Source organism: Pseudomonas sp. CROZ-RG-20F-R04-15 (assembly GCF_022662375.1).
Classification (GTDB): domain Bacteria; phylum Pseudomonadota; class Gammaproteobacteria; order Pseudomonadales; family Pseudomonadaceae; genus Aquipseudomonas.
The window spans coordinates 1-11695 of sequence record NZ_JAKNQL010000006.1; the positions used below are offsets into that span (position 1 = coordinate 1).

Sequence of the window (11695 nt, forward strand, 5' to 3'; positions counted from 1 at the left end):
AACCGACCGAGGTGGATGGTCGAGGTGCGCCGACTTGAAATTCCGAGTTGAACTCGGACTTTGGCTTGAGATACCGAGTCGAACGCAGATTTTGAACAGCACAAAAATCTGCTCCCTTCCCCCTCGCCCCCTTGGGGGAGAGGGCTGGGGTGAGGGGGATCGATCTGAATGGCAACACAAAATCCAAGCGAATGAAAAAGCCCGGCCAAATAAGCCGGGCTTTTCTATACCTGCCCATCACCCTCCAGGATTGGTCACCTGAATAAACACCGCATAACTCCCCAGCAACACCCAAAACGTCGCAAAGATCCAAGGCGTGCGCACCGAGAACAGCAGCGACTTGCGATAACCCTTATGACTCGACTCCATCTCGCTGAACAGCGGCGATTCGTCGTACGCCAGGCCCATCAGCGGCTCGCTGTGGAGCAAGTGGCTCTGCTTGAAATGCCAGTGATCGATGATGTCATACGCAGCGCGAATCCCCGGCCAGGCGTTCAGCGAACTGAGCAGCCCAAGCAGCGCCAGAAACGGCGGCACCACCAGCGTGAACAACTTGCCCCACTCCGGGTTGAGATTGGCCATGCACGACGCAAAGGCGATCACCAGAAACGACTGCGCCGCCAGATAGGCGTCGGTGCGGTTGGCGAGGATGCTGGTTTCGTACTGGATCTCCCGCCGGTAGAAATCCAGGCGTTCCTTGGGTGAGCCGAACATCTTGGCGTCATGTTCGGTCAGGGTTTCTTCAGCGGTGGGCTCAGTCAGTATGCGAGACAAAAGATGCACGCTCCGGGGTGGGGAAAATGTTTAGAAGTCCCCGTTTGCGTGCAAGTTCAGCCGGATTGACCGACGCCTCACTTCATTGATTGCGCAATGATCGCCACCAGATTCATCTGCGTGAACGGCTTGGGCAGCCGTGGCAGTTGCGCGGCAAAGCCTTCCAGACGTTCTGCGTAACCGGTGGCCAGAATGATCGGCAGATCCGGTTTGAGCAGCCGCACGGCGTGGGCCAGTTGTGCGCCACTCATCTGCGGCATGGCCATGTCGGTGATCATCAGGTCGACGACTTCACCCTGATCGAACAGTGCTAGTGCCTGAGCACCCGATGTGGCGTTGATCACGCGATGACCAAGGTCTTCGAGCAACAGACTGGTGCTGGTCAACACCAGCGAGTCGTCATCCACCACCAGCACGCTGAGCCTTGGCACCGAAATCGGTTCGGCAGGCGGATACAGCGGTTTGCTGGTCAAACCCTCGACGGCCACCGGAATCCACAATTCAGCCGTGGTGCCTTGGGCTTTTGCGCTTTTGAGGACGAAGCGGCCACCGAGTTGTTCCATGTACCCGTGCACCATCGACAGCCCCAGCCCGGTGCCTTTGCCCAGACCTTTGGTGGTGAAGAACGGGTCTCTGGCCGAGGCCAGCGTTTGCTCATCCATACCCACGCCGCTGTCGATCAGGCTGAGACAAACATAACGTCCTGCCGGCAGATCCGCGTGACCGAGTTCGAGCACCACCTGCGGTTCAGCATTGATGATCACCGTGCCACCGTCGGGCATGGCGTCACGGGCGTTGGTCGCCAGGTTGAGCAAAGCCAGTTCCAGTTGATTGCTGTCCGCCAGCACCGGCTCCAGGCCCTCGGGAAACTGCGTTTCGACGCGGATGCCCGGCCCCAGGGAACTGCGCAACAAACCGGTAATGCCCTGCACCAGTTGCGGAATATCGACGGGTTCGGTTTTCAGTTCCTGGCGACGGGCGAACGCCAGCATGCGCTGGGTCAGCGACACACCGCGCAATGCACCTTGGGTAGCGTTTTCCAGCAGGCGGCTGATTTTCGCGTCGTCGCCCATGCGCTTCTGCACGATTTCCAGATTGCCAAGAATCACCGTCAGCAGATTATTGAAGTCATGGGCGATGCCGCCGCTGAGTTGCCCGATGGCCTGCATTTTCTGCGCCTGGAATAGCGCTTCGCGGGTTTTCTCCAGCGCTTGCTGGGCTTGATGGGCCTCAGTAATGTCACGGGTGATCTTGGCAAACCCGAGCAACGTGCCGGTATCGCCGCGAATCGCATCGACCACCACATGGGCCAGAAACCGCGTGCCGTCCTTGCGCATGCGCCAGCTCTTGTTTTCAAAACGGCCTACGCGCGTGGCGACTTCCAGCGCCCGTTCAGGCTCGCCGATTTCGCGGTCTTCGGGGGTATAGAAGATCGAGAAGTGCTGACCGATGATTTCTTCCGGCAAATAGCCCTTGATCCGCTGCGCACCCTGGTTCCAGTTGCTGACCCGGCCCTCGGGGCTGAGCATGTAGATGGCATAGTCGGTGACGCCCTGCACCAGCAAACGAAACTGCTGCTCGCTTCGCTTGAGGGTTTCTTCGGCCATTTTACGATCAGTGAGATCGCGAGTGATTTTGGCAAAACCGAGTAATTTGCCATCGGGGTCGATGATCGGGTCAATCACCACGTGCGACCAGAAGTTGGTGCCGTCCTTGCGCACCCGCCAGCCCTCGCCTTCGAAGCGCCCTTCACGGATGGCGGTATCGAGCGCGCGTTGCGGCAGGCCGGCGGCGCGGTCGTCAGCGGTATAAAAACGCGAGAAATGCTCGCCGAGGATTTCCGCTTCTTCATAGCCCTTGAAGCGTTTGGCCCCGGAGTTCCAGCTGGTGATGATGCCATCCGGATCGATCATGTAGATCGCATAGTCGACCACCGCATCGATCAGCAGACGAAAACGCATCTCTTCGATCGCAGCAGTCTTGGTTTTTTCGCTCATCACACTCACCGGGCATTGTCATGAGCAGAAGTATGCGTCAATCCGCCGAATTGGGAAGCGGCCGGCTCATTTTTGATGGCCCACCAGCGCGGCAGCAATTGTTTGATCCGGCTCTCGGCGAAGCGGTCGTCAATCAACATGACCACGCCGCGATCCTCGCGGGTACGAATGACCCGGCCGGCGGCCTGCACCACTTTCTGCACGCCGGGGTACAAATAGGTGTAGTCGTAACCGGCGCCGAAGATCGCCGCCATGCGTTGCTTGAGTTGTTCGTTGACCGGGTTGAGCTGCGCCAGCCCCAGCGTGGCAATGAACGCGCCGATCAATCGCGCGCCGGGCAAATCGATGCCCTCGCCGAACGCGCCGCCCAACACGGCGAAGCCGACGCCCTGGCTGTGTGCGGTGAACTGATCGAGAAAGGCCTGCCGCGCGCCTTCGAGCATGCCCCGCGATTGCTGCCACAGGGTGATGTGCGGATAGCGCTCGGCGAGTAACGACGCCACTTGTTGCAGGTAATCGAAGCTGCTGAAAAACGCCAGATAGTTGCCCGGGCGCTCGCTGAACTGCCGCGCGATCAATTCGACGATCGGCTCCAGCGACGCCTGACGATGGTTGAAGCGCGTCGAGATGCGGCTGACGATCTGCACCTGCAACTGCTCGGCGCAAAACGGTGACTCGACATCGATCCACACGGTATCGGCCGGCGTACCGAGCAAGTCAGCGTAATAGTGGCGCGGGCTGAGGGTCGCAGAAAACAGCACGCTGCTGCGCGCCGCTTTCAGGCGTGGACCGATGAACGCTGCTGGCACCACGTTACGCAGGCACAACTGCGACAGCGGCTTTTTACGGTCCAGGTCACGCTTGCTGATGTCGAACAGGTAATGCTCGTCGTACAGCTCCGCGACCCGGACGAATTGCAGCAGGTCGAAGTAGAAGTTCTGCAAGCCGCTGTCGAGTCCCTGCGGATGATCGTTGAGGTAATCACCAATCGCGGCGCAACACAGCGAGATCGCTTGCAGGAGTTTTTCCGGCGCCTTGTCATAGGCCTGATAAGCGGCCAGTTGCGGCGCATGCAGGGCGTTCCATTCACGGTTGATGCGTTGCAGGGAGTTTTTCAGCGCGGCGGGAGCGGTTTTGCGCACGCTGCCCAGCGTGAACTGGTCAAGACTGGCGCTGTACATCTGCCGGCCGCGCTCGACGAGGTTATGCGCCTCGTCCGCCAGCACCGCGACTTTCCATTGGTTGAGCTGGGCAAGCCCAAACAACAGGGCGCTGAAGTCGAAATAATAGTTGTAGTCGGCGATCACCACGTCCACCCAACGGGCCATCTCCTGACTCAGGTAATACGGACACACCGCGTGCTGCGCGGCGACCTCGCGCATGGCCGCCTGATCGAGCAGGCGGATTCGACTGGCTGCTTCCCGGGCAGCGGGCAGACGATCGTAAAAATCTTGGGCCAGCGGACAGGATTCGCCGTGGCAGGCTTTGTCCGGGTGTTCGCAGGCCTTGTCCCGGGCGACCATTTCCAGCACCCGCAAGGGCAAGGCTGGCGACTGATCGAACAACACCTGACTGGCATCCAGCGCCAGTTTGCGTCCCGGCGTCTTGGCGGTGAGGAAGAACACCTTGTCCAGTTGCTGCGGCGCCAGAGCCTTGAGCATCGGGAACAGCGTGCCGAGGGTTTTGCCGATGCCGGTCGGTGCCTGGGCCATCAGGCAGCGCCCGGTGCTGACGGCCTTGAACACCGACTCGGCCAGATGGCGCTGACCGGGACGAAAGTCCGCATGGGGAAACGCCAGTTGTTGCGCGGCCAGATTGCGCGCCTCGCGATGGGCCATTTCCTGTTCGGCCCATTGCAGGAACAACGTGCATTGCTGCTCGAAAAAGGTTTTCAACGCATCAGCGCTGAACGCCTCGACCAGACAGGTCTCTTTCTCGCTGACGATATCGAAGTACACCAGCGCCAGATTGATCTGTTGCAGTTCGAGTTTGCGGCACATCAACCAGCCGTAGATCTTCGCTTGCGCCCAATGTAGCTGGCGGTGATTGGCCGGTTGTTTGCTCAGGTCGCCACGGTAGGTTTTGACTTCTTCCAGACAGGTTTGCGCCGGGTCGTAGCCGTCCGCCCTGCCCTTGACCTTCAACTGCAGAAACTCGCCTTCGAGCGCCACTTCGCTTTGATACTTGTCGCTGCGCCGCGAGGCCACGGTGCGGTGCCCGGCGATGCCTTCCAGCGCCGTGGGTGACGGCGTGAAGCGCAGGTCGAGGTCGCCGGTTTTGGCGGTGAACTCGCACAGTGCGCGCACGGCAATGCTGTAGCTCAAGCGCTCTGCTCCGCCCATTGCACGTAACACACGGCCACCGGCATCTGGTGTTGGTGACAGAACTCGAGCCAGCGCAGTTGGTTGTCCTGCAGGCGATCGCCGGGACCTTTGACTTCGATCATCCGGTAGGTTTTGTGCTGCGGCCAGAACTGGATCAGGTCGGGCATGCCGGCGCGGTTGGCCTTGATGTCGAGCAGCAAACGGTTGAACCAGTGTTTGAGGTGTTCGGCGGGCAGACAGGCCAGTGCCTGCTCCAGCAGCGCTTCATTCAATGCGCCCCAAAACACGAATGGCGACTGAATGCCCCACTTGTCAATGAAGCGCTGGCGAATCGTCGCGGCATAGCGCTCGTCATCGAGTTCACTCAGGCAGGCCTGAAACAGCTCGGCGCGGCGTTGCTGGAAGTCTTCATTGAGCAGGTCCACCGGGCCACGCTGGAACGGGTGAAAGAACGCACCGGGCAACGGCGCGAAAATCGCCGGCCAGCACAACAGGCCGAACAGCGAGTTGATCAGGCTGTTTTCCACGTAATGCACCGGGCCCTCGTCATCGTGCAGATGCGCCTGCACGTAAAACTCCACGGACAAGGCTGGGTCGGTGCGCGGCAATTGCAGATCCAGCCGCTCGACCGGTCTGGCGGTTGTGCGCTTGAGCGGCGGGCCGCCGAGTTTGCGCCGCACCCTTGGCAATATCCGTTGCAGGCCTTGCTGCTCGGCGGCGCTTTCAGGTGCCTGCCCGGCGAGTGTGCCGAGTTCCAGCGCCAGTGCGTATTCGCCGCTGCGCTCCAGCACACGAATCATGCGCAAACGCGCGCCGGGATAGGCGCAGTCGCGGTAGATGCTCAGGGCCAAGGCAAACTCGGTGATGCGCTCGCAATACTGGCCGATCTGGAACAGCACTTTGCCGCGCCGACGTTGCAGCCAAGGATTGTCGAAGTGCAGCGTACTGACCTGCTCGACGATGGTGTCCAGTGGTTCGCCAGCCTCGAAGCGCATTTGGCAGTGGTGCAGGAACAGACAGGCGTCGACGTCTTCACGGCTGCGCAGGCCTCGCGAGTCCGCGCAGAATTCGACTTTTTCATAGGTGAAGATGCCAAGGTCGGCGAGGACGAATTCCGACCAGTCCTGATACAGGTTGCCGAAGAACATCAGCCGCAGGCGGTCGCACAGGTCCATGAGGGTCAGGCTGAATAACCGGTCTTGCAGCAGCGGTGCCCAATCGCGCAGGCTGCGCAACTCGTTGAACTGCTCGGCCAGCAGCGGCAGCCAGTCATCCTTGCGCCCCTTGGGCTGTTCGATGGCGGCGCCGAAGACTTGCACAAGCTCGGCCTTGAGCAACACGTCGAACAACTCGGCGAGGGTCAGCGGCGCGTGTTCATCGATCCAGCCACGTTCCAGCAAGGGCTGCGCGGCCTCGGCGATGTCACCGATTTCAAGGTAATTGAGTTTGCCGGCACGAAAATGCACACCCTTGCGCATCACCATCCGCACCAGCAAACCCTGTGAAGCACGGGGCAAGGCCTTGAAGTCGCGGATGAACACGTGTTCCGATTCGCTCATCACATCGGCATAGCGAAGCTCAAGCCAATCAAGCACTTGCCGGAAGTTGTTAAGGTAATAGAACGGATCGTCGAGGGGATTGGCAGTCAAGGGAATTCAGGGCCATGGCGAGCGAGTACTGGTTATGCGTACAGATAACAGCTGTGCCCTGCGCAGTGCAAACGGAAAATGATCAATGGCATTTTTTCGCCGGGCTATCGAACTTTTCCCCCGGGGATGGCACCAACCGCGTTAGAGGGCCGACAATGCTCGGCATCACATCGAATGAGGATTTAGAGGTGGGTATGAAAATCAAGTCACTGGGCATCCCTTTCGCCATCGCCGCCGCACTGGCGCTGGCCGGTTGCTCGACGCCGACAGTGGTCACCCTGCAGAACGGCACCCAGTATCTGACCAAGGACATGCCGAAGACCAAAACCAAGGACGGCTTCTATGAGTTCGAGGATATTTCCGGGGCCAAGGTGAAGGTCCGTGCTGACGAAGTGGCGACCGTTCGCGAAGAAGACTGACTCACGGCGATCGATCGTTCCCACGCTCTGCGTGGGAATGCCTCAACGGACGCTCCGCGTTCGCCTCTGGATGGGACGCGGAGCGTCCCGGGCTGCATTCCCACGCGGAGCGTGGGAACGATCATATCAGGGAAGTTTTTGTTATTCGAAAGTCGGCATGCCCGGCAGGCTGCCGTCGCACGGCATGTACGTGCCGCCCCGCTTGACCACTTCACCCTGCAAACGCCGGCAACGTTCCAGATCCTGCTGCGCCATGCGATCGATGCTCAGATCGCCGGTGGTTTGCGGCTGTTTACCGTCACCCAGGCGCAGGGTCACGAACGGTTGTTCAGGCTGAATCTGAAAGCGGCTCTTCTCTTCGACCGGTTCAACCTCCTCGGTTTTCGCCGGGCTCGGCAGTTGGTCGGTGGTGATGCCGTAACGGCTCAGAATCGAACTTTGAGGCAGATCGGCGCAGACATTGGCCGAACACAGCGCCAGTGCAACGAACCCGACATACCCCTTGAAACCTTTCACGTTTGAATCTCCTGTACTCAATGGCGGCTAGCTATAGAACGTGTGTGCACGTGCTGGCTTTAGGCCGCAATTCCTGTTTTTGCAGGGGTTTGAGTCAGGTCGTGGCCATCGAGTCACTTTTGAAACCGCGTTATCGTTCTTCGCGAGCAGGCTCGCTCCCACACTGGATCTGTGTCATTCACAAATCCCCTGTGGGAGCGAGCTTGCTCGCGAAGGGGCCCTTAAAGGCGCCCCATCAACCTCAGGCGATCACTACACCGTCAGCACTCAGACTGTTCAGCGACACCCCGACCAACGTCACCGAATCGTTGCCAAACGTCAGCACCGTATCCTGCCCGACAGTCGCAGCATGAGCCCGGAAATCCTCCGCCGGCAACACACCCTGCACACCGAGAAACACCAGTTTGTCGTTGGAGGTAAAACCAACGACCCGATCCTGCCCAAACGCGCCGTTGAACAGAAACGTATCCGCCCCGCCCCCCGATTCCATCAGGTCATTACCCGCGCCGCCGACAAACACGTCATTGCCCGCGCCACCGATCAGGTGATCGTTGCCGTCCAGCCCGAACAACCAGTCGCCACCGGCATGCGCCTTCAGCGTGTCGGCGCCATTGGTGCCTTTGACGCTGGATTCGTACGCCGTGACGTTGTTGCCAACCTTCAAGCCGCTGGCCGTGACGCTGTGGGTCACGTCGTCCTTGAACAGGCCCCAGAGAAACCCTGGCTCCTTGGTGACGATGCTGCCGATGTCGCGGGTGATGCTGATCCCGCCGTTGGCATCGCGGATGTACAGATTGCCGGCGCCGTCGTTGGCAAAGTCGAAGTTCTTCACCGCACTTTGCAGATCGAGGGTGTTGCTGCCCTGCCCGCCAAGGATGACGTTGTAGCCGCCGCCGTCGCGGAAGGTGTCGTTGCCGGCGCGACCTTCCAGATAATCGTTACCGCTGCCGCCCTGGATCAGGTCGTTGGCGTCGCTGCCGATGATGAACGTGCTGCCCTTGTGGGTTTCGGCATTGCGGTTGAGGTCCTGCACCCAGGTGTTGGCCCGCGCCGGGTCCGAAAGGTTGGCGACGATGATCGTCGAGTCGCGGCTGGTCAGGTCGTAGAATTTTGAGTCGATCACGCGGTTCATGCCGTCGCCATAAGCGGTTGGCAAGTGCGAGATCCAGGTGGGAATGTTGAGGATCGAGTACGGCAGCAGATTCCACGCGGTCGAGGCGTAGTGATCGTTGAAGCTGACGATGTTGTCGGTGGCCGAGGCCTTGGGCGCGTCGTGCACGCCGACGGAGGCGCCGGTGAAGGTAGAGCCGTCGAGGGCGCGGAACACCGGGTCGTTTTCGTAGCCGACGTTGAGCACTTTGTCGGTGCTGCTTTGGGTTGGCGAGGCGTAGGCGATGTAGTTGGAATCGGCAAAGAAACCGCCCCACTTGCCGCCACTCAAATCCGCCATGCTGTTGACCGCCAGGCCACCGAGGCTGTGGCCACTGACGAGAACGTCCTTGCCGCTGAGACCGTTGGCCTTGGCAAACGCCACCAGGTCATTGAGCAGATTGCCGAAGGCTTCACCGACGTAATTCTTCGCGTAATCCTTGGGGCCGAAGGCGGCGAGCAGATCATTGATCACATCGCCGATGGAGTCGAGGATCAAATTTTCCCGCGGGCCGCTGGTGCCGCGAAAGGCAACGCCGAGTTCGGTGAGATGGCCTTGGGCGTCGTACTTGCCGAGGATTTCCACTTGCGCGGTGGTGTAGCCGGCCTTCTCGCCGAAGAAGGTGCCGCGGGCGTCGGTCTTGCCGTCGTAGCCCAATTGCGAGGCGGTGATGGGCGTCCAACCGGCCTTTTTCACGGCGTCGAGGGCGAGTTTTTCCGAGTCGGGGTTCCACGGGATGCCGGGAATCACCCCTTGCGAATCGGTGCCGCCGAGCAGCGCCGTGACCAGCGTGGCGGGCAGGCCGAGGCCGAAACCGTTGTGCTGATAACCGGCCGCAAAGCCGTTATCGAGGTTGTGATAGGAATACAGCGTGATCGCCATGGCATCGCTGAACAACGCCTTGGAATCGGCTGTGCCGAAGTTCTTGTAGTCATACACACCCATTGCTATTGCCTCTCTCTTGTTGGAATTGTTAGAGATAGCTCACAGCCAGGGCGCCCCACGGGGACGCCCCGGAGCATTTCAGTACTACTTGTTGCTGTTTAATGTGGGAGCGAGCCTGCTCGCGAAGGCGGTGTATCAGGTACGAATACTTCAACTGACACTACGCATTCGCGAGCAGGCTCGCTCCCACATTGGATCTACGCGAACATGAAACTGGAGTCCGACAGGTTAGCCACTCCCACCCCGATCAGGGTCACGGCATAGTCGCCAATCTTCAGCACGGTATCGTTGCCGGTCTGCGACGCGTGCTGCTTGTAGTCGTAGCCCTGCCCCGCGCCTTCGACGCCCATGAACACCAGTTTGTCGCTGCCCTGATAACCGTTGATGGCGTCGAAACCGAACGCGCCGCTGAACAGGAAGGTGTTGTTGCCACCCACGGCGCTCATCGCGTCGTTGCCGGCGCCACCGACAAAGGTCACATGGCCCTTGTCGCTGATCAGCTTGTCGTCGCCATCGAGGCCGAACAGCCAGTCACCGTCGGCCGTGGCGTGCAGCGCATTGCCGTAGCCATCGCCGCTGAGCGAATGGTTGTACTGGGTCAGTTCGCTGCCATTGGTCAAACCCTTGGCCGTAACGCCCCAGGTGATTTCCTTGCTGCCCCACCACGAGCCCGACTCCTTGCTCACCAGCGCGCCGATGTCGCGGGTCATGCTGATGCCGCCGTAAGCGTCGCGCACGTACAGCGTGCCGTCACCGTCGTTGGCGAAGCTGAAGTTCTGCAACGGTTTCTGCAGTTCGAAGGTGTTGTGCCCCTGGCCACCGAGCAGGATGTTGTAGCCGCCGTCATCACGAAAACGGTCATCGCCGCCCAGGCCTTCGAGGAAGTCGTTGCCCGCGCCGCCCTTGAGCCAGTCGTTGCTCTGGGTGCCGATGATGAAGGTGCTGCCAGTGTGCGGCTCGCCGCTGCGGCCGAGATCTTCAACCCAGGTCTTGCCGCGGGACGCTTCTTCCAGATTGGAGACGATGATCGTCGAGTCTTTATGCGTCAGGTTGTAGAACTTCGAATCGATGACCCGATTCAAGCCATCGGCATAACCCAGCGAGCTGTGGGCCGACCAGTTCAGCGGATTGATGATGCTGAACGGCACCAGGTTCTGCGCCGTGGACGCGTAGTTGTCGTTGAAGTTGACGATGTTGTCGTTGGTCGAATCGTGCGGCTTGTCGTGCTTGCCCATCGAGGCAGTGCTGAAGGTGGTGCCGTCGAGTACACGGAACACCGGATCGTTCTCAAAGCCGATGTTCAGCACGTTGTTGCCGGTGCTGCTCTGGGTTGGCGAGGCGAAGGTGATGTAGTTGGCGTCCTTGAAGAAGCCGCCCCAGTTGCTCGCGCTCAATTCGGCGACGCTGTTGACGCCGAGCCCGCCGAGGCTATGACCGCTGAGCAGCACGTCCTTGGCGGCAATGCCGTTGGCAATGGCGAATGCGGCGACCGCCTTGAGCAAATTGTCGAAAGCGTTTTTCGCGTAATTGCTCGCGTAATCCGACGGCCCGATGGCGGCCAGCAGGTTGTTTTTCAGGTCGCCGAAGGTGTCGCTGTAACCCAACCCGCCGGTGCCACGAAAGGCCACGCCGATGCCGATCAACTTGCCGGCAGCGTCGTATTTGCCGAGCACTTCCGCCTCGGCACTGGTGAAGCCATCCTTCTCACCAAAGAACGTGCCCTGCGGCCCGACCTTGCCCTGATAACCCAGCGCCGTCGCCGTGACCGGCGCCCAAGCGGTGGCCGGCAACGGCTTGCCAGTTGGCGTGTAGGCATACAGTGTCAGTGCGATGGCGTCGCTGTACAACGCTTTGCCATCGGCATTCTTGTAATCGAACAGTCCCATGTTGTGCTCTCTCTTCCTTCAAAAACCGGCAGTTC

General features: G+C 60.2%; 8 protein-coding genes. 1 reads left to right on the forward strand and 7 read right to left on the reverse strand.

Annotation, left to right across the window (positions count from 1 at the left end):
- Positions 1–237: 237 nt before the first annotated feature.
- The 4 genes from L8H52_RS11120 to L8H52_RS11135 form a co-directional block, all read right to left on the reverse strand.
- A complete protein-coding gene (locus tag L8H52_RS11120) occupies positions 238–774 on the reverse strand; it encodes a hypothetical protein (protein WP_016983364.1) in 537 nt (178 codons plus the stop codon).
- A gap of 77 nt (positions 775–851) precedes the next feature.
- Positions 852–2771: a PAS domain-containing sensor histidine kinase gene (locus L8H52_RS11125; RefSeq protein ID WP_242207066.1), complete on the reverse strand. Its 1920-nt coding sequence runs from the start codon at positions 2769–2771 to the stop codon at positions 852–854.
- 5 nt (positions 2772–2776) lie between these two features.
- Complete coding sequence (locus L8H52_RS11130; protein ID WP_242207067.1) at positions 2777–5095, reverse strand: ATP-dependent DNA helicase; 2319 nt, start codon at positions 5093–5095, stop codon at positions 2777–2779.
- Positions 5092–6744 carry a VRR-NUC domain-containing protein gene (locus L8H52_RS11135; RefSeq protein ID WP_242207068.1) on the reverse strand — a complete coding sequence of 551 codons (1653 nt, stop codon included), beginning with the start codon at positions 6742–6744 and terminating at the stop codon, positions 5092–5094. The genes L8H52_RS11130 and L8H52_RS11135 overlap by 4 nt, the downstream gene beginning before the upstream one ends.
- 194 nt (positions 6745–6938) lie before the next feature.
- Here L8H52_RS11135 and L8H52_RS11140 point away from each other — a divergent pair, with 194 nt between their 5' ends.
- Entirely contained in the window at positions 6939–7163 is a 225-nt protein-coding gene (locus L8H52_RS11140; protein WP_093431342.1) for a YgdI/YgdR family lipoprotein, read from the forward strand.
- Positions 7164–7304: 141 nt separating this feature from the next.
- Here the strand turns inward: L8H52_RS11140 and L8H52_RS11145 are convergent, their stop codons facing one another.
- From L8H52_RS11145 to L8H52_RS11155, 3 genes are all read right to left on the reverse strand, one after another.
- A complete protein-coding gene (locus L8H52_RS11145) occupies positions 7305–7679 on the reverse strand; it encodes a hypothetical protein (protein WP_242207069.1) in 375 nt (124 codons plus the stop codon).
- A gap of 241 nt (positions 7680–7920) precedes the next feature.
- Positions 7921–9774 carry a polyurethanase gene (locus L8H52_RS11150; protein WP_242207070.1) on the reverse strand — a complete coding sequence of 618 codons (1854 nt, stop codon included), beginning with the start codon at positions 9772–9774 and terminating at the stop codon, positions 7921–7923.
- Positions 9775–9971: 197 nt separating this feature from the next.
- The gene (locus tag L8H52_RS11155; RefSeq protein ID WP_242207071.1) at positions 9972–11660 is read right to left on the reverse strand and encodes a polyurethanase; all 1689 of its coding nucleotides are present in this window, start codon (positions 11658–11660) and stop codon (positions 9972–9974) included.
- Between the last annotated feature and the right edge of the window lie 35 nt (positions 11661–11695).

Bases quoted from the DNA above. Each gene is read 5' to 3' on its own strand.
- L8H52_RS11125 (WP_242207066.1), bottom strand. From the start codon at position 2,771: ATGAGCGAAAAAACCAAGACTGCTGCGATCGAAGAGATGCGTTTTCGT.
- L8H52_RS11140 (WP_093431342.1), top strand. From the start codon at position 6,939: ATGAAAATCAAGTCACTGGGCATCCCTTTCGCCATCGCCGCCGCACTG.
- L8H52_RS11150 (WP_242207070.1), bottom strand. From the start codon at position 9,774: ATGGGTGTGTATGACTACAAGAACTTCGGCACAGCCGATTCCAAGGCG.
- L8H52_RS11155 (WP_242207071.1), bottom strand. From the start codon at position 11,660: ATGGGACTGTTCGATTACAAGAATGCCGATGGCAAAGCGTTGTACAGC.